The sequence below is a fragment of the Bacteroides sp. ET71 genome (genome assembly GCF_023336905.1).
Lineage (GTDB): Bacteria > Bacteroidota > Bacteroidia > Bacteroidales > Bacteroidaceae > Bacteroides.
The window spans coordinates 14,257-35,621 of the sequence record NZ_JAMBLS010000007.1 but is presented as its reverse complement, the minus strand read 5'-3'; the positions used below and the strand labels follow the sequence as shown (position 1 = coordinate 35,621).

The 21,365-nt window shown below is 55.6% G+C and carries 18 protein-coding genes and 1 other RNA gene; 6 read left to right on the top strand and 13 right to left on the bottom strand.

Annotation, left to right across the window (positions count from 1 at the left end):
- The first annotated feature begins 9 nt into the window (after window positions 1-9).
- Together M3090_RS05760 and M3090_RS05755 are read left to right on the top strand one after the other, a co-directional pair.
- Window positions 10-1,398, top strand: a complete 1,389-nt coding sequence (locus M3090_RS05760) for an MFS transporter (RefSeq protein ID WP_249054492.1) — start codon at window positions 10-12, stop codon at window positions 1,396-1,398.
- A gap of 24 nt (window positions 1,399-1,422) precedes the next feature.
- Window positions 1,423-1,773: a PqqD family protein gene (locus tag M3090_RS05755; protein WP_249054491.1), complete on the top strand. Its 351-nt coding sequence runs from the start codon at window positions 1,423-1,425 to the stop codon at window positions 1,771-1,773.
- Window positions 1,774-1,874: 101 nt separating this feature from the next.
- Here M3090_RS05755 and M3090_RS05750 read toward each other — a convergent pair whose 3' ends face one another.
- Complete coding sequence (locus tag M3090_RS05750) at window positions 1,875-2,954, bottom strand: DUF4831 family protein (protein ID WP_249054489.1); 1,080 nt, start codon at window positions 2,952-2,954, stop codon at window positions 1,875-1,877.
- Between the two features lie 74 nt (window positions 2,955-3,028).
- Window positions 3,029-4,141, bottom strand: a complete 1,113-nt coding sequence (locus M3090_RS05745) for a lactonase family protein (RefSeq protein WP_249054488.1) — start codon at window positions 4,139-4,141, stop codon at window positions 3,029-3,031.
- A 282-nt stretch (window positions 4,142-4,423) separates the two neighbouring features.
- On the opposite strand from M3090_RS05745, the gene ssrA reads away from it, so the two are divergent.
- Both ssrA and M3090_RS05735 read left to right on the top strand, forming a co-directional pair.
- Window positions 4,424-4,823, top strand: a transfer-messenger RNA (tmRNA) gene (gene ssrA / locus M3090_RS05740).
- A 154-nt stretch (window positions 4,824-4,977) separates the two neighbouring features.
- Window positions 4,978-6,624 (top strand): fumarate hydratase, encoded by a 1,647-nt coding sequence (locus tag M3090_RS05735; RefSeq protein ID WP_317239144.1) that lies wholly within the window; start codon window positions 4,978-4,980, stop codon window positions 6,622-6,624.
- 158 nt (window positions 6,625-6,782) lie between these two features.
- Here M3090_RS05735 and M3090_RS05730 read toward each other — a convergent pair whose 3' ends face one another.
- The 5 genes from M3090_RS05730 to M3090_RS05710 form a co-directional block, all read right to left on the bottom strand.
- On the bottom strand, window positions 6,783-7,343 hold the full coding sequence (locus tag M3090_RS05730) for a sugar O-acetyltransferase (RefSeq protein WP_249054589.1): 561 nt from the start codon (window positions 7,341-7,343) through the stop codon (window positions 6,783-6,785).
- A gap of 70 nt (window positions 7,344-7,413) precedes the next feature.
- Window positions 7,414-8,283: an SDR family oxidoreductase gene (locus tag M3090_RS05725; protein ID WP_249054486.1), complete on the bottom strand. Its 870-nt coding sequence runs from the start codon at window positions 8,281-8,283 to the stop codon at window positions 7,414-7,416.
- Window positions 8,270-9,511 (bottom strand): NADH:flavin oxidoreductase, encoded by a 1,242-nt coding sequence (locus tag M3090_RS05720; protein WP_249054588.1) that lies wholly within the window; start codon window positions 9,509-9,511, stop codon window positions 8,270-8,272. Before M3090_RS05720 ends, M3090_RS05725 begins: the two co-directional genes overlap by 14 nt.
- Before the next feature lie 97 nt (window positions 9,512-9,608).
- Entirely contained in the window at window positions 9,609-10,376 is a 768-nt protein-coding gene (locus M3090_RS05715) for a DUF1295 domain-containing protein (RefSeq protein ID WP_249054484.1), read from the bottom strand.
- A 127-nt stretch (window positions 10,377-10,503) separates the two neighbouring features.
- Entirely contained in the window at window positions 10,504-11,031 is a 528-nt protein-coding gene (locus tag M3090_RS05710; RefSeq protein ID WP_249054483.1) for a DNA-binding protein, read from the bottom strand.
- Window positions 11,032-11,313: 282 nt separating this feature from the next.
- Here M3090_RS05710 and M3090_RS05705 point away from each other — a divergent pair, with 282 nt between their 5' ends.
- Complete coding sequence (locus tag M3090_RS05705; protein ID WP_249054482.1) at window positions 11,314-13,215, top strand: AAA domain-containing protein; 1,902 nt, start codon at window positions 11,314-11,316, stop codon at window positions 13,213-13,215.
- 75 nt (window positions 13,216-13,290) lie between these two features.
- Here M3090_RS05705 and ilvC read toward each other — a convergent pair whose 3' ends face one another.
- The 6 genes from ilvC to M3090_RS05675 form a co-directional block, all read right to left on the bottom strand.
- Window positions 13,291-14,334 carry a ketol-acid reductoisomerase gene (ilvC, locus tag M3090_RS05700; protein ID WP_249054481.1) on the bottom strand — a complete coding sequence of 348 codons (1,044 nt, stop codon included), beginning with the start codon at window positions 14,332-14,334 and terminating at the stop codon, window positions 13,291-13,293.
- Between the two features lie 26 nt (window positions 14,335-14,360).
- Window positions 14,361-15,128 carry an acyl-[acyl-carrier-protein] thioesterase gene (locus M3090_RS05695; RefSeq protein ID WP_249054480.1) on the bottom strand — a complete coding sequence of 256 codons (768 nt, stop codon included), beginning with the start codon at window positions 15,126-15,128 and terminating at the stop codon, window positions 14,361-14,363.
- Window positions 15,125-15,685: an acetolactate synthase small subunit gene (ilvN, locus tag M3090_RS05690; RefSeq protein ID WP_249054479.1), complete on the bottom strand. Its 561-nt coding sequence runs from the start codon at window positions 15,683-15,685 to the stop codon at window positions 15,125-15,127. The genes M3090_RS05695 and ilvN overlap by 4 nt, the downstream gene beginning before the upstream one ends.
- A gap of 15 nt (window positions 15,686-15,700) precedes the next feature.
- A complete protein-coding gene (gene ilvB / locus M3090_RS05685) occupies window positions 15,701-17,407 on the bottom strand; it encodes a biosynthetic-type acetolactate synthase large subunit (protein WP_249054478.1) in 1,707 nt (568 codons plus the stop codon).
- Between the two features lie 50 nt (window positions 17,408-17,457).
- Window positions 17,458-19,257: a dihydroxy-acid dehydratase gene (gene ilvD, locus M3090_RS05680; protein ID WP_249054477.1), complete on the bottom strand. Its 1,800-nt coding sequence runs from the start codon at window positions 19,255-19,257 to the stop codon at window positions 17,458-17,460.
- 316 nt (window positions 19,258-19,573) lie between these two features.
- Entirely contained in the window at window positions 19,574-20,221 is a 648-nt protein-coding gene (locus M3090_RS05675) for an HAD family hydrolase (protein WP_249054476.1), read from the bottom strand.
- 197 nt (window positions 20,222-20,418) lie between these two features.
- Between M3090_RS05675 and M3090_RS05670 the strand changes: the two genes are divergently transcribed.
- Window positions 20,419-21,276, top strand: coding sequence for an enoyl-ACP reductase (locus M3090_RS05670; RefSeq protein WP_249054475.1), 858 nt, complete (start codon window positions 20,419-20,421; stop codon window positions 21,274-21,276).
- Window positions 21,277-21,365 lie beyond the last annotated feature (89 nt).

The window sequence follows — 21,365 nt, the reverse complement described above, 5'->3', positions numbered from 1 at the left end:
TAGAAGAAAATGACAGAACAATTGAAACAAAAGTTGAATGATTCGAAAGCTACTCGTTGGGGAGCGCTGGCCATTGTGGCTTTTACCATGATGGCTGCGTATTATGTGAACGATGTGGTTGCGCCGTTGAAGTCGATGCTGGAAGTAGAGTTGGGGTGGTCAAGCTCCGATTACGGTTTCTATACGGGCGGTTATAGTTTCTTGAATGTATTCTTTTTAATGCTGATTTGGGGCGGCTTGATTCTGGACCGTTTCGGCATCCGCTTTACGGGCAAACTGGCTGCTATACTGATGGTGGTTGGTACGGCTCTTGAGTATTACGCCATGACCGGTCTGGTGGGACCGGAGGCTGAATTGTTCGGCTGTTCTGAGATGTTTGGCTATCAAATAGGTGTGTTCACCGCTTTCTTGGGGTATTCCATTTTTGGAGTAGGTGCTGAGGTGGCCGGCATTACGGTGACCAAGATTATTGCTAAGTGGTTTCATGGAAAGGAACTGGCTACGGCTATGGGACTGCAAGTGGCTTTGGCCCGCATCGGTTCGCAGGCCGGATATGCTGTGGCCATACCTTTGGCACGTGCTTTCCAAATCACGACGCCGGTTATGGTGGGATTGCTGTTGTTGGTGGGCGGATTGATTGCTTTCTTTGTCTTCGCAATCATGGACCGGAAGCTTGACAAGCAACTGGAGGCCGAAGCTGTGGCTTCCGGAGAAGCAGACCCGGCGGAGAAATTCTCCTTTAAAGATGTAAAAAACATCTTGTGCAATCCGGGTTTCTGGCTGATAGCTTTGCTGTGTGTGTTTTTCTATTCCTGTGTGTTCCCTTTCCAGAAGTTCGCTTCCGAGTTCATGGTGCTGAAGTATGGCATCAATGAGAATGTGGCCGGTACCATAGCCGGTCTGCCTGCTTTGGGTGCTCTGTTTCTGACTCCTATTTTCGGAGGGTATATCGACAAGCGCGGTAAGGCCGCTTCCATTATGTTGCTGGGGTCGGCCATGCTGATAGGGGTGCACTTCATCTATGCTTTGCCGGGCATCAGCTATTGGCTGGTGGCTATTGTGTTGATGATAGTTTTGGGCATTGCCTTTTCGTTGGTTCCTTCGGCCATGTGGCCGGCTGTGGCCAAGATATTCCCTTTGAACCAACTGGGGACGGCTTATTCGTTGATTTTCTTTATACAGAACATTGGGCTGTGGGGAATCCCTACGCTGATAGGCAAGGTGCTCGATGTGTATTGCATCGTAGGCCAGGATGAGAAAGGGGGGAATATCTATGATTATACCATTCCTATGTGTATCTTCACGGGCATTGCCTGTTTGTCGCTTCTGGTGGCTTTCCTGCTGAAACGGGCCGACAAGAAGTATGGCTATCAGTTGGAAGAACCTAATATTCATTGAGTTGGCAGATGTCCTGCGGGTGAGATGAGTCGTTCTGCGAAATATAATCTGCTTGACGCTGTTCCTGTGCGTAGTGCGCATGTGGTGACGGAGTGGGAGGGTGAGTGTGCTGTTTTGGCTTACCCTCGTTTCAAGCGGGCATGGGTGCGCCGTTTTTTCTTGCCCAAGGGGATGTCACCCTTTATCCGTGTCCGTTTGGAAGAGCATGGGACGGCTGTCTGGAATCTGATAGACGGCCGGCGTAGGGTGAGTGAAATCGTGTGGTTGCTGTCGGAACATTTTGGGGGAGAGGCGGGTTATGCTTCCCGTGTCACTACTTATCTGATGCAGTTGCAGAGAGACGGCTTTATCCGTCTGCTTGCTCTTCCGGCCTGACGGGCGGGGGAAGGTTTGTTTTTTTAAGAGGCACATGAGCGTTCTCAAGAGGGATTTGGGACGCGTAATGTGCCTCTTTAGCTTTTTCTTTTTTTTGTTGGCTATCGTTCTACTTTTATCAGTCCGCCTGTGGTGGTATCGAACAGTACCTGGATGGTGGAGTTTTTATTGAACAGCACGGGTGCCAGGTATTCGATGGTTCCGAATTGGGTGACGGGCACTTCTGTCTTCAGCAGGGTGTTGTTGCCTTGGCGCAGGATGATTCGTGCGCGGCCTGGAACTCTGTATGCGATGCCTTCCAGGCTTTCTTCTTTCTTCTTTTTCTTTCCTTCAGGTTCGACGACGGGTTCTGGCAGCGGGTTCAGGTTGGTGATGTCGAGGTAATAAGGTTCTCCGGCCAGGTCGTCCCAATCCAGCAGCCCCAGTTTGCGCGAGAAGCGGAAGATGACTTTGTCTTTCATTTCTTCGGGAGTTGTTTTGATGTGGATGGTCTTGGTCTCTTCGACCGTATGTCCGGTGAACATTTCTGCCAGCGAGCGTTCTTGCAGCTCCAGGTTGTCCAGCATCAGTTTCAGTTGTTCTCCGTCTTGCGGTGTGTTTTCCGCCTCGCCGCGCAGCAGTGCATTGCGGCTTTCCCGTATGTTGTAGATTTCTTTGGCTATCAGTTCTGCCTGTTTGGCGGTGGAGTTGGCCAGCAGCATTTCTTCAGTCAGGAAGCGTTTAGGGTCGGGCAACTGTTTTTTCTTGTTGGGTACGGGTTCTTCGGCCTGTTGGTTTTTTTTGCCGCTGAGGGGTCTGTTGATGGAGCGTACGATGCCGTCTTCCGTCAGTTCCATCAGGGGAGCGACGGTTTTGTCTTTCAGTTTCACGAAGTAGACGTTGTCTTTGTCCGGCACGCCTGCGGTTTGCATTTGTATGTTGTCCAGTGTCCAATATTCGGTTTTCGTGCCCGATATGTCGTTCAGTTGCAGGTATTGTCCGGCGTATTGGCAAAGCTTGCCGGGAGTATAGGTGTGCTTGGTCACTTCCAGGCTGAAGATGATTTCGGTTTTGGGCAGCATGTAGGTGACGCCGTAGTCTTTGCCGCGCATCACGCCTATGGTGACTTCGGTTTGTGCCACGGCCGGGAGGGCGGTGAGCATGAGAAATGCTGTGGCTATCAGACTGTTCTTTCGGTTCATTGTCTTTTGTTTATTAGGTTTATATCTTGTATAAAGACAAAGTTAGTCAACTTCCTGTTTGCACGTGTTTCCGTTTATGGTTTATTAACGAATACGATGCACACGGGCTTGTCTACGTGTATGTCTTGATGTGTGTCGTTCAGCAATCCCGTCCGGTTGTCACGTCGGTACACTTGGATGACGTTGTCGTCGCGGCAGGCAGCCAGCAGGTATTTCCCGTCGGGGGTGATGCCGAAGTTGCGAGGATGTTTGCCTGTCGGTTGGTAGCCTGCGGGCGTCAGCGTACCTTTTTGCGGGTGGATGGCGAAGATGGCTATGCCGTCGTTTTGCAAGCGGTTGCTGGCATAGAGGAATTGTCCGTCCGGACTGACGTGTATGTCGGCACTGCCGCGTGCTCCCGTGGTATCGGCTGCGATGGTTTGTATCGGGGTCAGCCGTCCGGCTTCGTAGGCGAAGGCTGTGACGCACCCGGACAGTTCGCCGATGAGGTAGGCGTGACGTCCGTCCGGCGAGAACGTCAGGTGCCGGGGGCCTGAATCGGGATTGACGGAGACGATGGTGGAGTCGGGCGAAGGGCTCAGGCCGTTTTCTGTCACGTCGAACCGCAACAGGCGGTCGGCGCTGAAATCTGTGGCAAAGACATATCTCCCGTCCGGCGAGAAGGCGGTGCAGTGCACGTGCGGCTCGTTTTGCCGGACGCTGTCGAGGCCATTGGCCATGCCGTGGAACAGCGTGTCGGCAGGAGCCGTTGTGCCGTCGGCATGCAAAGGGAATACGGATATGCTTCCACCGCTGTAATTGGCCGTCAGGACCATGTGCCCGTCCGTGGCTACATGACAGGGGTCGGTGCCGAAAGTAGGATGGCGGTCAAGCAAACGCAGCTTTCCCCCGGCCGGGTCGAACGCCAGCAGGTTGAGCATGGCACTGCTGTCGTTCATCTCGCTGACGGCATAGACGTGTTTCAGGTCGGCAGATACGGTCAGGAACGACGGATTGGGCAGGGCGATGGAGTCCAGCAGGCGGCTTTCTCCCGTGTTCCCGTTGAAACGGAAGGTGTAGATACCGTGGCTGTTCCCGTTGGTGTAAGTGCCCACCAGCAGGGTCAGTCCGTCAGCGCCGCCACTCGAAGGGCGGGAAGTGCATGCCCCCATGCAGCATGCAAGCAGAAGGAATGGCAGTGTTCTCATCTTTACAAGTTGAATGTTCGTGCGGACAAAGGTACGTAAATCTGCGGAAAAACTCTCCGGAAATCTTTCTTTCCGCCACACAGAAGCCTTGGCTCTTGTTCGGAACGGGCGCGCCTCTTGTTCGGAACGGGCACGGTTCTTGTCCGGGACAGGTAATCGTTTCTTCCTTCCTCCGGGCGGACGAGATATTTTCCGGGCCGTTTGGGATGGAAAATCAAAAATAATGCGTACCTTTGCGGTGAAAATCAAAAACGCATCGTCTTTTACGGACGACCGACTCATGGGCTTGACTGGATTTGACAGCGGGCAGAAATGGTAGGTAAGCATGCAGTGCTTCGTTGGCTGGCACTTAAATCTCAGTCCTCGAAAATTTATCTGGCGAAAACAACTACGCTCTCGCTGCGTAATCGAAGTACAGTAGATTAGAGCTTAATTCCGGCACCAGGTGCTGGAACGAGACATCACTCGGAAGCTGTGGCTCCGAAGCATTCCGGTTCAGTGGTGCAGTCATATCGGAGATAGTCGGCATCGGCCTCGCGGCGTCGGCGAAATCTTTAGAGGATAAGGTTGCGGTTGATGGCTTTGGTTCTGCCGCAGCACGAAAACTTAGGCAAAGATAAGCATGTAGAAAGCTTATGATTTCCTCGTTTGGACGAGGGTTCGACTCCCTCCAGGTCCACGAAGTAAGAGAGACGCCGGGACAGTTTCTGCAAAAGCTGTCCCGGCGTTTTTCTGTTCTTTTGTGTAAGAAAAGCGGCCTCGGAAAAAGGAATTTTCGATAATACTTCTTACCTTTGCGCATACGAACAACCAATCGATTCTAAAAACATATAGTAATTATGGCAACACCAGAATTCAAGTATGCGCCCATGTTCCAGTTGGGCAAAGACGACACTGAGTATTACCTGCTCACCAAAGACGGTGTGTCGGTAAGCGAATTTGAGGGGAAACCTATCCTGAAAGTAAGCCCCGAAGCACTGACGATGTTGGCCAATGCCGCTTTCCGCGACGTCAACTTCCTGTTACGCCGTTCGCACAACGAACAGGTGGCTAAGATTTTGACCGACCCCGAAGCCAGTGAAAACGACAAGTACGTGGCCCTGACCTTCCTCCGCAATGCCGAGGTGGCCAGCAAAGGCCAGCTCCCGTTCTGCCAAGACACCGGCACGGCTATCATCCACGGTGAAAAAGGCCAGCAGGTCTGGACCGGTTTCTGTGACGAAGAGGCTCTGTCGAAAGGTGTCTACAAGACCTACACGGAAGAGAACCTGCGCTACTCGCAGAACGCACCGCTCACCATGTACGAAGAAGTCAACACCCGTTGCAACCTGCCTGCCCAGATTGACATCGAGGCTACGGAAGGCGACGAGTACAAGTTCCTTTGCGTGGTGAAAGGCGGAGGCTCGGCCAACAAGACTTATTTCTATCAGGAGACGAAAGCCCGTATCCAGAACCCGGGTACGCTGGTGCCCTTCCTGGTGGAGAAGATGAAGACGCTGGGCACGGCCGCTTGTCCTCCCTATCACATTGCTTTCGTCATCGGCGGTACTTCGGCCGAAAAGAACTTGCTGACCGTCAAACTGGCCTCTACGCACTACTACGACAACCTGCCTACGACTGGCGACGAGACAGGACGTGCCTTCCGCGACGTGGAGCTGGAGAAGCAACTGCTGGAAGAAGCCCACAAGATTGGTTTCGGCGCCCAGTTTGGCGGCAAATATTTTGCCCACGACATCCGCGTCATCCGTCTGCCGCGTCACGGTGCTTCTTGCCCCATCGGCTTGGGAGTGAGCTGTTCGGCCGACCGCAACATCAAGGCGAAAATCAACAAGGACGGCGTCTGGATTGAGAAGCTGGACGACAATCCCGGCGAACTGATTCCTGCCGAACTGCGCAACGCAGGCGAAGGAGGTGCCGTGCGCATCGACCTGAACCAGCCGATGAGCGAAATCTGCAAGATTCTGTCACAATATCCCGTAGCCACGCGTGTCAGCCTGAACGGCACCATCATCGTGGCCCGTGACATTGCACACGCCAAGCTGAAAGCCCGTTTGGATGCCGGCGAGGACCTGCCGCAGTATTTCAAAGACCATCCCGTGCTCTATGCCGGTCCGGCCAAAACGCCTGCGGGCATGCCTTGCGGTTCGATGGGCCCGACGACGGCCAACCGCATGGACCCCTATGTGGATGAGTTCCAAGACCACGGCGGCTCGATGGTGATGATTGCCAAGGGCAACCGCACGCAGGTGGTGACGGATGCTTGCCAGAAGCACGGCGGTTTCTACCTGGGCAGCATTGGCGGCCCGGCTGCCGTACTGTCGATGAACAGCATCAAGAGCATCGAATGTGTGGAATATCCGGAATTGGGCATGGAAGCCATCTGGAAGATTGACGTGGTAGACTTCCCCGCCTTCATCCTGGTGGACGACAAAGGCAACGATTTCTTCAAGCAACTGAAGCCGTGGAACGGCGGTAAGTGCTGATGACAGGCCGGAAGGCTCGTTGATAAATAAGAAGATGTGGAGGCTGCCCGAGCTGTTCGGAGCGGCCTCCACTTTTTTAGGCAAACAACCGGCTAGTTGCGACACCGGCAACCGACTAGTTGCGACACCGGCAACCAGCCTGTTACGAGACGGGTGCTTCAGAATTGCTTGATGACCCGGGCCGGGACGCCACCCACTACGGTGCGGGCGGGCACGTCTTTCGTCACCACGGCACCGGCGGCCACTATCGCATAGTCACCTATGGTTACGCCTTGCAGGATAGTGGAGTTGGAGCCTACCCACACGCCTTTTCCCAACACGATAGGGGCAGGGTAGGTATGCAGGCGGTCTTCAGGCTCTATGCCGTGGTTCAGGGTGGCGAAGACCACGTTGTGGCCTATCTGGCAACCCTCGCCCAAGGTCACTCCGCCGTGGTCCTGGAAATGGCAGCAGGCGTTGATGAAGACGTTTTCGCTCACCCGGATATTCTTGCCGAAGTCGGTGTAGAAAGGCGGGAAGACGCGAAAGGTTTCGGGGACGGTATAGCCGAACAATTCGGACAGGAGCGCACGCACTTCGGCCGGTTCGCAGTAAGCTGTGTTCAGCCGGAAAGTGATGCGCCGTGCTTCGCCGCTCATGGCGTCCATGAATTGGTGTATTTCGTCACTGCTCAGGGCTTGCCCTGTCTTTACATAATCCAGAAAACGTTCTAATGTCATAGTCATATCCTTCTTTTTCCGGCAAAGGTAGGGAGTGGCACGGGAAGAATAGGTATATGAATTACGGATTCTACAACCATTGTTCCACAATCTTCTCCGTGCGCTGCCAAAGCTCCTGCATCTGCACATGGCGCGTGTATTTCTCCGACAGAGGCTTGGCGTGCCCGCTGACGTTGAACGTGCCCGTGCGCTGTCCGGCATCTTCGTCCAGCAGCAGGCGGATGGCCGTGTCGGCACCCTGGCGGGGCGTGCGGATGAAGGGGCGGAAGAGCAGGTCGGTCAGCGGGTCAAACCACATGTGCATGGTGATGATGTCCGTCGAGACAATGCCCGGGTCGGCCGCGTTGACCACGATGCCCCGGTCGCGGACGCGCTCGGCCAGGTCGATGGTGAAGAGGGTCAGCGCCAGCTTGGTGTTGCTGTAAATGGGGATGCGCCAGAAGCCGCCCCGCCGTCCGCGGGTGAAGAAGTCAGGGAAATCCAGATGGCCGATGGCGTAGGTGCACGACACCATGTTGACCACGCGGCTGCCGGCGTGCATCAGCGGGAGCAGCTTGCGGGTCAGCAGGTAGGGGCCTACGTAGTTGACGCTGACCGTGCGCTCCAGTCCGTCTTCAGTGATGTGCAGGCCTGTCTCCATCGTGCCTGCACAGTTCATAAGCAAGGTGATGGGGTAACTTTCCTCCAAGAGAATGTTGGCGAACTCGGCGACCGATGCCAGAGAAGCCAGGTCGAGTTTGCGTACTTCTATCTGTAAATCCCGGTGGTCGTGCAGGAGGGTGCGGCGCACGGCTTCGGCCTTCTGCTTGCGGCACGAGGCCATGATGACGCGGTAGCCCGCCTGGGCCACGGCACGGGTGATTTCGGTGCCCATGCCTCCGTCGGCTCCGGTGATGACGGCCAGTTTCTGCCGGCTGCTTTCCTTCTTATTGCTTTCCATGGGCGGCTTGTCGTTTTTCTATCTGTTCGATTTCTTTTTGCAGGCAGGGGGGCAGCGGTTCGTTGAGGTGCTGGTGGCAGGCCATGTCGATGGTGTACATGCGTGCGATGCAGTAGTTGCTGTGGCGGCATTGGCAGCGCGCGTCTTCTTCGGCCTTCATGCGGTTGACGAAGCCGGGCTCGTTGAGCAGGGCGCGAGCCATCTGTACGGCCTCGAAGCCGTGGTCCAGCACTTCGTCTATCTTGCTGCGGGAGACGAGCCCGCCCACATAGATGAGTGGCATCTTGATTTCTTTGCGGAACTTCAGGGCGTCGTCCAGGAAATAGGCTTCCCGGAAGGGCACGGTGGGTATCATCCATTTGCCCACCAGGCGGACGCCGTATTTCAGCCACCACGTGGTCATGTAGTGGGTCATGGTGCGTATGGGCATCTCGCCGCGCATGACGTACATCGGTGCTTTGCTGACGAAGCCGCCGCTGAGCACGAGGGCATGGGCGCCGCTCTGCTCCAGGCGATGGGCCACTTGCAGGGTCTCGTCCAGCTCCATGCCGCCGCGGAAGCCGTCGCGCATGTTCATCTTGACGATGACGGCCATGTCGGTGCCGGCGGCTTGCATGACTTCCTGCATCACCATGTCCATGAAGCGCATGCGGTTCTCCAGCGAGCCGCCGAAGAGGTCGTGCCGGTGGTTGGTGGCGGGGGAGAGAAACTGGCTGATGAGGTAGCCGTGGCCGGCGTGTATCTCGACGGCATCGAACCCGGCTTCGCGGGCCAGTCGGACGGAGCGGCCGTAGGCGCGGGCCATTTCGGGCAGCTCGTCGGCGCGGAGGCCGCGCACGAAGGTGGGTGAGTAGAGGTTGAAGCCGGTGGAGGCGCCTACGGGTGTGCAGCCGCAGATGCTGCGATGCGACATGTTTCCGCAGTGGCCCAGTTGGATGCCGGCGGCGGCGCCTTCGGCGTGGACGGCGTCGGTCAGTTGGCGGAGGCCGGGGATTATCTCGGGGCGCATCCAGAGTTGGCGGTCGAAGGAGAGGCCGCTGCGGGTGACGGCTGCGTAGGCTACGGTGGTCATGCCCACGCCGCCGGCGGCGACGGAGCGGTGGTAGTCGAGGAGTTGTTGCGAGGGCTTGTTGCCGGGGCACATGCTCTCGAAGGCGGCCGAGCGGATGGTGCGGTTGCGCAGGGTCAGCGGGCCGAGGGTGACGGGGGTGAATAGTTTGCTCATGATGAATTGAAAATTAAAAATTGAAAATGAAGAATGGGGGGGCGCGGCTTCGTTCCGATGGGGGCTGCGCAGTTCTTCATTTTTCATTCTTCATTCTATATTAATATATGTAGGGTATGATTCGTTTCCGTCGTCCGACGGCCTGGGCGCCGAACTCTTCTATGTACTTCTGGTGGATGGCGTGGGCGCGGGGCACGAGGTTGGCGGCTGTCCACCAGACGAAGACCCAGGCGGCGGGCGAGGCGGTGAGGATGGCGAAGCCTGTCCATTCGACCAGTTCGCCGAAGTAGTTGGCCGAGGTGACGTAGCGGTAGAGGCCGCGGGCGGGCAGGTAGTGGCGTGTGTCGCCGGGGCGGCGGAGGTGGCGGATGACGTGGTCGGAGTGCAGGTTGATGCCCATGCCGGTGAAGAAGAGCAGCAGTCCGCCGATGGCGCGGGGTTCGAGCAGGTAGCTCCAGCCTGCGTCGGGCGGTACGGTGGGGTACCAGAAGAGGCCGCCGGCCTGCATCACGCCGTTGAGCAGGTTGAACACGACGCCCATCAGCAGGATGGACAGGGGCATGCGGCTCCGGCCTTTCAGCAGCAGGGGGAAGATGAAGGAGCGTTGCAGGTAGTGGAGCTGGAACAGCAGGAAGAACAGGTAGGCGGGCATGGCGAACCCGGTGCCGCTGCGGGCCCAGAGGATGAACATCAGGATGAAAACGGGGGCTTCCATCAGCAGCCAGCCCAGGCGGTTGGGCACGGAGGGACCCCATTGCGCGGTGCGGAAGATGCCGTAGCCGGCGCGGACGAAGTAGAGGGCGATGAAGACGGCGAGGGCCGTGGCCGACATGGCCCAGAGGAGGATGTGGAAGTTTTCTTGGCTCATGGTCTTGATTTTGAACGCGCAAAGATACGGAAATCCTGGCGAATATCCGCGCCGCCGGGGCAAAAAAAGGGGATGCGGGCGGAAGGCCTGCATCCCGTTGAAAGTGTCCCGCTTGGCGCCTGTGGGGTCAGCCGAAGGTGCCTTGGCCGCTGTCGTCGTCGTCGCTGCCGCCGGTGCCGCTGCCGCCCGGGGTGGGCAACTGTCCCGTCTGCTTATAGTCCAGGTAGGCTTTGGTGGTGGGGAAGGTGAAGCCTTCTTCGACCACGCCGGCGTTTTCAAACACCAGGTCTTTGCGGATTTCGGCCATAAGGGCCTTCGACGGGGTGAATACGATTTTGACGTTCTTAATCATCGTGGCGGCGTCGAACTGGGTGAGGTCTTCCACCCCCTCGCTGCCGAAGGAGAGGCGCAGCCAGCCCAATTCGCCCAGTTGGACGCTGTTGCCCTGCTGCAGTTCGTGGACGATGCCGTCGCACACGAGGTTGAACGTCGATTCGGCTTCGGTGGGGGCGGTCGTCGTGTTGCGTGTCACGACTTTGCAGACGGAACGGGTCGTCAGGCGGTTGGTGATGGTGGGGATGGCGTGCCATTCATCGCCTTCTAACGGTTTCGTGGGGTTCTTTCTCTTCTTGGCAAACTTGTACTTGAAAGACATAACGGTAATGTGTTTTAAAGGGTAAATAATCGGTTAATTCAATCTTTTTTACTCGGAATAAAACGCGCCATAGTGTCGTTAAAAATACGCTATATTGTCGTTAAAAATGCGCCTTGACGCGTTTTTAACTCCGCCTTGGCGCGTTTTCAACTCCGCCTTGACGCATTTTTAACCGCGCCTTGTCGCATTTTCCACCGAGTCAACAAGCGCAAAGATACACATTCTTCCGGAATATGCAAGCGGGTGGGGCAGAATCTTCGCGGATATTCGTAACTTTGCCGCATGAAACCGCAAGCAGACATCCAAAGCCCCGCTGCGCACATCGAGCGCCAGCAGTTGCTCCTGCGCATGGAGTATGAGTACGAGAAGGCCGAGTTCCAGCGGCAGACCGAGACGATGGGCGTGGCACGCCAGGTGAAGCGCGGCCTGTGCTGGTGGCCCGTCGGCGTGGGGCGCAACTACTACAACTCGCTCAACCAACTGGTGCTGGAGGTCGAGCGCACGCGCGACACCGACATCGAGCACAGCTTCGAGTTCGGCCGCCCCGTCGTATTCTTCCGCCAGTCGGCCGACGGGCAGGTATCCTACTACCCCTTCCAGGCCACCGTGTCCTACGCCGACGACACGCGCATGGTCCTCGTCATGCCCGGCATGAACGCCGTGCTCGACGTGCAGGGTGCCGACGCCCCGGGTGTGCAACTGTTCTTCGACGAGACCTCCTACCGCACCATGTTCGAAGCCCTGGCCGACGTGGCCCGCGCCCGTGGCAACCGCCTGGCCGAGCTGCGCGACCTGCTGCTGGGCACGCAGAAGCCCGGCTTCCGCCAGCTCTACCCCGTGCGCCTGCCCTGGCTCAACCCCACGCAAGAGGCCGCCGTCAACCGCGTGCTCTGCGCCCGCGACGTGGCCATCGTCCACGGCCCTCCCGGCACGGGCAAGACCACGACGCTGGTCGAGGCCATCTACGAGACCCTCCACCGCGAACCCCAAGTGCTGGTCTGCGCGCAGAGCAACACCGCCGTCGACTGGATATCGGAGCGCCTCGTCGACCGCGGCCTCTCCGTCCTGCGCATCGGCAACCCCACGCGCGTCGACGACAAGATGCTGTCCTTCACCTACGAACGCCGCTTCGAGGCACACCCCGCCTATCCCGAGCTCTGGGCCATCCGCCGCGAGCTTCGTGCCCTCCAGAGCCGCGCCCGCCGCCCGGACTATGCCGGACGCGAGGCCCTGCGCAACCGCCTCAGCCGCCTGCGCGACCGCGCCACCGCCCTCGAGGTGCAGATAAATGCCGACCTCTTCGACTCGGCGCACGTCATCGCCTCCACCCTCGTCGGCGCCAACCACCGCCTGCTGCACGGACGGCGCTTCGGCACCCTCTTCATCGACGAGGCCGCCCAAGCCCTCGAGGCCGCCTGCTGGATAGCCATCCGCCGCGCCGACCGCGTCGTCCTGGCCGGCGACCACCAGCAACTGCCCCCCACCATCAAGTGCCCCGAAGCCGCCCGCAGCGGACTGGAACGCACCCTCATGCAGCGCCTGGCGCAGACCAAGCCCGAGGCCGTCAGCCTCCTCCGGGTGCAATACCGCATGAACGAAGCCATCATGCAGTTCTCCTCCCGCCGCTTCTACAACGGTATGCTCCAGGCCGACCCCTCCGTTCGCCACCGCGGCATCCTCGACCTCGACACACCCATCGACTGGATAGACACCACAGGCCTCGACTTCAAAGAGCAATTCGTGGGCGACACCTTCGGACGCATCAACCGCGACGAGGCCGACCTGCTCATCCGCCACCTCGAAGCCTACGTCGCCCGCATCGGCACCGACCGCATCCTCGACGAGCGCATCGACTTCGGCATCATCTCGCCCTACCGTGCCCAGGTGCAATACCTGCGCGGCCGCATCCGCCAGAGCGCCGTCCTGCGCCCCATCCGAGACCTGCTCGCGGCGAACACCGTCGACGGCTTCCAGGGGCAGGAGCGCGACGTCATCTTCATCTCCCTCGTCCGCGCCAACGACCAGGGGCAGATAGGATTCCTCGGCGACCTGCGCCGCATGAACGTAGCCATCACCCGTGCCCGCATGAAGCTCGTCATCCTGGGCGAAGCGGCCACGCTGGCCCGCCATCCCTTCTACGCCGACCTGCTGGCCTACATCCGCCGCCTGCACGAAGCGGAGTAAACAGAAAGGGGGGCACGGCCGTTTCCGTACCCCCCTCCTGGGATTCACCTATATATAATAATGTATATAGGAACGTTAATTGTTCTCCGGGCGAAGCTTACGCACCGTCACGGCCGTCTGCCACATTTCGCTTTCGCGCAGCGCCTTGAGCTCGGCGTTCAGCTTCTCGCGGTAGTCCGGCTGCGAGTTGCTGTCGATGGAGATTTGCGCCTCGTTGCCGCTCTTCACACTCTCATAGAGCTTCTGCATGACGGGCTTGATGGCGTCGTGGAAGGGACCCATCCAGTCCAGTGCGCCGCGCTGCGCCGTGGTCGAGCAGTTGGCATACATCCAGTCCATGCCATTCTTCGCGAACAGCGGCATGAGCGACTGCGTCAGCTCCTCCACCGTCTCGTTGAAAGCCTCGGACGGGGTGTGGCCATTTTCGCGCAGCACCTCATACTGGGCCAGCAGCAATCCCTGTATGGCTCCCATCAGCGAGCCGCGCTCGCCGGTCAGGTCAGAGTAAACCTCGCGCTTGAAGGTAGTCTCGAACAGATAGCCCGAGCCGATGCCGATGCCGAAGGCCAGCGTGCGGTCGGTAGCACGGCCGGTGGCATCCTGATAGACGGCATACGAGCTGTTCAGCCCGCGGCCTTCGAGGAACATCGTGCGCAGCGACGTGCCCGAACCCTTGGGCGCCACCATGATGACGTCGATGTCTGCAGGCGGGATGATGTGCGTGCGCTCCTTGTACGTGATGCCGAAGCCATGGCTGAAGTACAGCGCCTTGCCTGCCGTGAGGTAAGGCTTGATGGTGGGCCATACGGCAATCTGCGCGGCATCGCTCAGCAGCATGCACACGATGGTGCCGCGCTGCGCAGCCTCTTCGATGGAGAAGAGCGTCTCGCCGGGCACCCATCCGTCGGCCACGGCCTTGTCATACGTCTTGCCCTCGCGCTGGCCAACGATGACGTTGAATCCGTTGTCGCGCAGGTTGCATGCCTGTCCCGGGCCTTGCACGCCGTAGCCCAGCACGGCGATGGTCTCGTCTTTCAATATTTCACGTGCTTTCTCCAGAGGAAATTCTTCGCGGGTAATCACATTCTCCATTACGCCGCCAAAATTCATTTGTGCCATTGTTTTCAGTGTTTAGTAGTCATTAATTATACATGTATTTGGTTCTCTTCAAACGTTATCTTCGAGCGGCACACGGTCTCGGTGCCGTTCTTCCGTATCTCCACGTTGCAGGTGTCTTCCCCCGCCTCGGTCTCGAGGTAGAAGTCGAGCTGGTCGTCGTAGTAACTCTCGGCCACGTAGGCCATCTCGAAGCGGCGGATGCGCTTCTGCCTGTACTGTTCCAGCGGGAACAGGTCGAGGATGTGCTCGATGTAGCGTATGCTGTTCACATGGCCATTGATGTCGATGTCGCTGTATTTGGCCCGCAGAGAGGCGGACGGCCCTTCGGCGTGCACCTTGATGCGCGAGGGCTTGTCGATGGGGCAGGGCGCGTCGCAGATGTACTCCGTGATGCTTCCCCCGTTCACTTCCAGCAGGTCGATGGGCCGCCGGGTGTGCATGTTTATCATGGCCCACACCGAGCGCGCATAGCCCAGGGGATGCCCGTCCTTGTCCAAGATGGCGAAGTTGCGGTCGGTGAAGAGGCGGTAGACATTCTCCACCCATGTCTGCACCGAGAACGGCTCGTATTGGCAGGGCATCTCGGTCATCTCGATGGCCAGGCGCGAGAGCACCCAGGTGTAGTTCTCTTCGTTCAGCGTGGCCATGCCGAAGCCGCGTTCCTCGGCGTGGAAGCCAGCGCAGTTCAGCAGGTGGTTGCCCAGCACGCCCAAGGTGAGCCGTCCCGTAAAGTCTGCGTGAAACGGTTCCACCACAAACGGATAGGTCCCTATCTTCTCATTGGCTGTATTCATGATTGCTGCTCTTTGGATTGACGGTATTTGGCTTCGCGCTCGGCCAGGTATTCATTGACCCGCTCGATGCAACTGGTGGTGATGGCCACCCGTCCCGAACGCACGAACTGAAGCACACAACCCAGTTTCTGCAACTCGTGGTAAAGCTGCGTGATTTCTTCGCTCATGCCGTTCATCTCCACAATGGCGAATACGGGGTTCACCTCGACGATGCGGGCATGGAACTGGCGGATGACTTTCGACACCTCGTGTTTGTTCTCCAGCACCGGGGTAGTCAGTTTGTAGAGGGCAATCTCGTGCTGGTAGATTTCGCTGTCGGTGAAATAATGCGCCTGCAGCACGTCTATCTTCTTCGATATTTGCTTCACCACCTTCTCAATCGTGTCTTTGTCTGTCCATGCGGTGATGGTGTATTTATGCACGCCCTGAATGGAAGATGCCGACACATTGAGGCTCTCGATGTTGATTTGCCTCCGCGTGAAGACGGCCGTCACCTGGTTCAGCAGTCCGGCAATGTTCTCCGAATGGACGATAATGGTATATAATGTCTTATCCATAGCTTTCAAGTTTACTCAACATTCCAACAACATCTGATTGACCGAGCCTCCCGGGGGAGTCATGGGCAATACGTTTCCTTCCTCTACCACGCACGCTTCCAGCAAGAACGGCCCGTCGGTGGAGAGCATCTCGTTGACGGCTTCCCGCAGTTCTTCGCGCGTCATGACACGACGGGCGGGGATGCCATAAGCAGCCGCTATCTGAAGGTAATCGGGATTAAGCATCGGGGTGAAGGAATAGCGGCGGTTGAAGAACATGGCCTGCCACTGGCGCACGTTGCCCAGGAAGTTATTGTTCAGCATAATCATCTTCACCGGCGCCTGTTGCTCCATGATAGTGCCCAGCTCTTGCAAGTTCATTTGGAAACCTCCGTCACCCATAAATACGCACACAGTACGGTCCGGTCTTCCGAAGGTTGCACCGATGGCAGCCGGCATACCGAAGCCCATCGTACCCAGTCCGCCCGAGGTTACGATGCTGCGCGGCTCCTTGTAACGGAAATAGCGGGCCGACATCATTTGGTTTTGGCCGACGTCTGTCACCAGAATTGCCTCGTCATGAGTGGCATCGCTCACGGCACGTACCACTTCTCCCATGCTCAGCATATCGCCTGACGGTTGTAACTCCGGACGAATCACCTTTTCAGTTTCCACCTCTTCATAGGTGTGGAAGCTCTGAAGCCAGTCCTCGTGCTTGGCCGGTTTTAAAAGAGCCGTCACAGCCGGCAACGTTTGTTTACAGTCGCCCAGCACGGCCACGTCGGCCTTGATATTCTTATCTATCTCGGCTGGGTCGATATCGAAGTGTATGATCTGAGCCTGTTTGGCATAGGTGTTTACGTTGCCAGTCACACGGTCGTCAAAACGCATGCCGACGGCAATAAGCACGTCGCACTTGTTGGTATTGATGTTCGGCCCGAGATTGCCGTGCATGCCCAACATTCCTTTGTTCAACGGATGAGCGGTAGGCAAAGCAGAGAGTCCCAATAAGGTACGGGCGGCAGGCAGTCCTGCTTTTTCTATGAAAGCACGGAGTTCGGCTTGTGCATTGCCCAACTCTACCCCCTGTCCCACCAATACCAGGGGGCGCTGGGCGTTATTGATAAGGTCGGCCGCCTGACGGATGGCTTCTTCATCCGGCTCAGGTACGGGCAGATAGCTCCGTATATAGTCCACCTTGACGGGCGCATATGCCATCTTGTCCGTCTGCGCATTCTTGGCGAAATCCAACACGACGGGACCGGGCCTTCCGCTCCGGGCAATGTAAAAGGCGCGTGCCACCGCCCAAGGCACATCTTCAGCACGCCGAATCTGATAGCTCCACTTGGAGATGGGCTGGGTGATGCCCACGAGGTCGACCTCTTGGAAAGCATCCGTGCCCAGGAATCCCGTACCGACCTGCCCGGCAATGACCACAACGGGCGTGCTGTCCATCATGGCATCGGCAATGCCTGTAATGGTGTTGGTAGCACCAGGTCCACTTGTGACAAGGCAAACTCCTACTTTGCCCGATACACGCGCATAACCTTGTGCAGCGTGGGTGGCTCCTTGTTCATGGCGTACCAATATGTGTTTCAGTCTGTCTCGATGGTCGTAAAGCGCGTCGAAGACGGGCATGATGCTTCCCCCCGGATAGCCAAAGAGAGTATCTACTCCTTGAGCTTCCAATGAGCGCATCAAAGCTTCTGCGCCAGTTATAAAGTTTTTTGTTTCATTGCTCATGATTGCATAGAAAATATTGTTTGTCTGGCAAATGGAAGATGATTGATTTCTTATATAATTCTTACTCCACCTTTATCGGCAGAGCTGACCATAGCTGCATACGCTTGAAGTGCTTTCGACACACTCCTTTGTCTGGTGATTGTTCTCATCGGACGTTCTTTTAGCTCTTTGTCTGACAACTTTACGTTGATACTCCGGCGAGGGATGTCTATTTCGATAATGTCACCATCCTGAATTTTGCCGACATTACCGCCTGCGGCTGCTTCCGGTGAAATATGTCCGATGCTTAATCCTGATGTACCTCCACTGAAACGTCCGTCTGTGATGAGTGCACATTCTTTGCCTAAGTGGCGTGATTTAAGATAAGAAGTAGGATAGAGCATCTCTTGCATGCCAGGGCCTCCTTTCGGACCTTCGTAAATGATGACAACTACATCTCCGCTTTGCACTTCTCCTTCTAAAATCCCTTGACAAGCGGCTTCTTGTGAATCGTAAACACGGGCAGGGCCAGTAAAATGTAAAATGCTTTCGTCTACGCCGGCTGTCTTCACTACACAACCGTCTTGAGCGATGTTTCCCTTTAGTACTGCCAATCCTCCGTCTTTGCTATAAGCATGTGCCAGATCGCGGATGCAACCGTTGGCACGGTCCGTATCCAATTCTTTATAATAAGTCTCTTGCGAACCTAATTCCAGGTTGAACTTTCCGCCAGGAGCAGAAGCATATTTTTTTAGGGCTTTTGAACTTACGTTTGAACCGGTGATGTCATATTTTTCTATTTCTTCACCTAAAGTCATTCCATCCACACGTTTCACATTCGTGTCCACCAGTCCTCCTTTGGCTAGTTCACTCATGATTGCTACGATGCCGCCTGCCCGATTCACGTCTTGTATATGATACTTTTGTGTATTGGGGGCTACTTTACAGAGGCAGGGGGTGCGGCGTGACAAGGCATCAATGTCATCCATGCAGAAATCTACTTCCGCTTCATGAGCAATGGCCAACAGGTGCAACACGGTGTTTGTTGACCCTCCCATAGCAATATCCAATGTCATGGCGTTCAAGAAAGCTTGTCGGGTTGCAATGCTTCGTGGAAGAATACTTTCATCACCTTCTTCGTAATACTTTCGTGCATTTTCCACAATGAGCCTTGCTGCGTCCTTGAATAGCTTTTTGCGATTCTTATGCGTAGCTACAATGGTGCCATTCCCCGGCAGAGCCAATCCGATGGCTTCATTCAGGCAGTTCATCGAGTTGGCTGTAAACATGCCCGAACAACAACCGCATGTAGGGCAGGCATGTCGTTCTATTTGAGCTACATCTGCATCGCTCACGTTGTTGTCGGCCGACTGTATCATGGCATCTATCAGATCCAGATGCCGTCCGTTCCATTCGCCGGCTTCCATCGGTCCGCCAGATACGAATACGGTGGGTATGTTGAGGCGCATGGCGGCCATCAACATTCCAGGTGTAATCTTGTCGCAATTACTGATACATATCATGGCATCTGCCTTATGGGCATTTACCATATATTCTACGCTATCTGCAATAAGGTCTCGTGAAGGCAAAGAATAAAGCATGCCGTCATGCCCCATAGCGATGCCGTCGTCTATGGCTATCGTGTTGAATTCAGCTGCAAAACACCCCAGTTTTTCAATTTCTTTTTTAATGTATTGTCCGATATCGTGCAAGTGCACATGTCCGGGGACGAATTGAGTAAATGAGTTGACTATGGCAATGATAGGTTTACCCATCTGTTCTTTTTTCATGCCGTTGGCTGTCCAAAGAGCGCGTGCTCCTGCCATGCGACGTCCCTGTGTACTGGATGAACTACGTAATTGCTGTTTCATTCTCTTTTGTTCCTTTCATTAAAAAAGCCTTTCCCACGGTAGTGAGAAAGGCTTTATTTTTTCTATATGTAAATATACATACACGTCCTTTCTCACGCTCTTGATGCTATGACCACGACGCGAATAATGTGCAGGACTGCCAATAGGTTGGATGTATGTAGGTTTATCATATCGGTTGTTATTTCTACTTAATGTTGGTGCAAAGGTAAGGCGTTTTTTATAATATACAAACAATTTGAAGAGAAAAGTGATAAAAAAGTGATTATCCGTAAGAAGAACAGGCGGATAATGCATGATTTTATTAGATGGACGTCATTTAGCAGAGTTTTTCTAAATCTTCTGCTTTGTCCACGATGTGTGCGGGAGTATATTCTTCCAGTTCTGTTCGTGGACGAAATCCCCAAGTCACTCCACAGGCTTCTACACCAGCATTGCGGGCCGTCAGCATGTCTACGCCTGAATCGCCTACATAGAGCACATCTGCGGGCGAGACGGCCGTTATCCGTAAGATATCATGCACGATGCATGGATCCGGCTTGACGGGAAGGCCTTCTCGTTGCCCCAAGACAGCGGCAAAATGGATGTTGGGGAAATAGTGCCTGATGAGTTTTGTTGTGGCTTCCTGGTATTTGTTGGAAGCCACTGCCAACTGTATGCCGAGCGCTTGCAAGCGGTTCAGCAAAGCCTGTATGCCGGGATAAGGCTGGCTCATGTCGGCATTATGTATATTATAATACGGTATGAACTCGGCGCGCATGCGCAGTACATTTTCCGGCGTCTTTTCGCCTTCGGGCAATGCCCGTTCGAAAAGCTTATTGATACCGTTTCCCACCATGAAGGGATATTCTGAAAGTTCGTGTGTGGGATAGCCCAATGTCCGGAGGGCATGATTGGTGCTTTGTGCCAGGTCGGCGATGGTGTTCAACAGCGTACCGTCCAGGTCAAAAATGACAAGTTTCTTCATATCTTTCTACTTCTTTAAAGAAAAAAATCAATCTGTCAATCCGGGGAAAATACTTCAATGCGAGGCAGGAGGCCTATCAACTTTTGCTTTTGTTCGCCCGCTTTTTCCTCGGTGGAAGATGGCTTTTTTGAGGCACAAAGATACGACTTATGCAGATTCTTCCTATCTTTGCAGCCTCAATTTAAGTTAATACGACTATGAGTTACAATTTGTTGAAAGGAAAAAGGGGCATCATTTTCGGTGCTTTGAACGAACAGTCCATTGCCTGGAAGGTGGCCGAGAAGGCCGTTGAAGAAGGCGCGACGATAACCTTGTCCAATACGCCCGTGGCCGTGCGCATGGGGCAAGTGTCCGACCTGGCAGAAAAGCTTCATTGCGAAGTGATTCCTGCTGATGCTACCAGTGTACCTGATTTGGAGAACGTTTTTCGCCGTTCTATGGAGGTGTTGGGCGGACAGATTGACTTCGTGCTGCACTCTATCGGAATGTCGCCCAATGTGCGCAAGAAACGTACCTACGATGATTTGGATTATGATATGTTGGGAAAGACCCTGGACATTTCGGCTCTCTCTTTCCACAAGATGATACAGACGGCTAAAAAGCTGAATGCTATTGCCGAATATGGTTCTATCCTGGCTTTGAGCTATGTAGCAGCCCAGCGTACTTTCTTCGGCTATAACGACATGGCCGACGCCAAGGCTCTGTTGGAGTCCATCGCCCGTAGCTTCGGATACATCTATGGCCGCGAACACCACGTGCGTGTCAACACCATTTCCCAATCGCCTACCATGACCACTGCCGGTTCGGGCGTGAAAGACATGGACAAACTCTTCGACTTCGCCAGCCGCATGTCTCCTCTGGGCAATGCTTCCGCTGACGAATGTGCCGACTATTGCATCGTGATGTTTTCCGACCTGACCCGGAAGGTTACCATGCAAAATTTGTATCATGACGGAGGATTCTCCAGCATGGGCATGAGCCTTCGTGCCATGAATACCTATCAGAAGGGATTGGATGACTATATGGACGAAAACGGAAATGTAATCTACGGATAACTTTGCAGTGGCCAATGATGAATGGAAGAAGGCTGGAAAATCAGTGCTCACCCATTAATCATTGGCCCTTTGACATTTATTTTTATGAC

What these genes read in the sequence shown, in the direction of transcription:
- ilvC (WP_249054481.1), bottom strand. Translation starts at nt 14,334, where the DNA reads ATGGCACAAATGAATTTTGGCGGCGTAATGGAGAATGTGATTACCCGC.
- M3090_RS05705 (WP_249054482.1), top strand. Translation starts at nt 11,314, where the DNA reads ATGAAACCGCAAGCAGACATCCAAAGCCCCGCTGCGCACATCGAGCGC.
- M3090_RS05710 (WP_249054483.1), bottom strand. Translation starts at nt 11,031, where the DNA reads ATGTCTTTCAAGTACAAGTTTGCCAAGAAGAGAAAGAACCCCACGAAA.
- M3090_RS05730 (WP_249054589.1), bottom strand. Translation starts at nt 7,343, where the DNA reads ATGACATTAGAACGTTTTCTGGATTATGTAAAGACAGGGCAAGCCCTG.
- M3090_RS05725 (WP_249054486.1), bottom strand. Translation starts at nt 8,283, where the DNA reads ATGGAAAGCAATAAGAAGGAAAGCAGCCGGCAGAAACTGGCCGTCATC.
- M3090_RS05695 (WP_249054480.1), bottom strand. Translation starts at nt 15,128, where the DNA reads ATGAATACAGCCAATGAGAAGATAGGGACCTATCCGTTTGTGGTGGAA.
- M3090_RS05715 (WP_249054484.1), bottom strand. Translation starts at nt 10,376, where the DNA reads ATGAGCCAAGAAAACTTCCACATCCTCCTCTGGGCCATGTCGGCCACG.
- M3090_RS05670 (WP_249054475.1), top strand. Translation starts at nt 20,419, where the DNA reads ATGAGTTACAATTTGTTGAAAGGAAAAAGGGGCATCATTTTCGGTGCT.
- ilvD (WP_249054477.1), bottom strand. Translation starts at nt 19,257, where the DNA reads ATGAAACAGCAATTACGTAGTTCATCCAGTACACAGGGACGTCGCATG.
- M3090_RS05750 (WP_249054489.1), bottom strand. Translation starts at nt 2,954, where the DNA reads ATGAACCGAAAGAACAGTCTGATAGCCACAGCATTTCTCATGCTCACC.
- M3090_RS05745 (WP_249054488.1), bottom strand. Translation starts at nt 4,141, where the DNA reads ATGAGAACACTGCCATTCCTTCTGCTTGCATGCTGCATGGGGGCATGC.
- ilvN (WP_249054479.1), bottom strand. Translation starts at nt 15,685, where the DNA reads ATGGATAAGACATTATATACCATTATCGTCCATTCGGAGAACATTGCC.
- M3090_RS05675 (WP_249054476.1), bottom strand. Translation starts at nt 20,221, where the DNA reads ATGAAGAAACTTGTCATTTTTGACCTGGACGGTACGCTGTTGAACACC.
- ilvB (WP_249054478.1), bottom strand. Translation starts at nt 17,407, where the DNA reads ATGAGCAATGAAACAAAAAACTTTATAACTGGCGCAGAAGCTTTGATG.
- M3090_RS05760 (WP_249054492.1), top strand. Translation starts at nt 10, where the DNA reads ATGACAGAACAATTGAAACAAAAGTTGAATGATTCGAAAGCTACTCGT.
- M3090_RS05755 (WP_249054491.1), top strand. Translation starts at nt 1,423, where the DNA reads ATGAGTCGTTCTGCGAAATATAATCTGCTTGACGCTGTTCCTGTGCGT.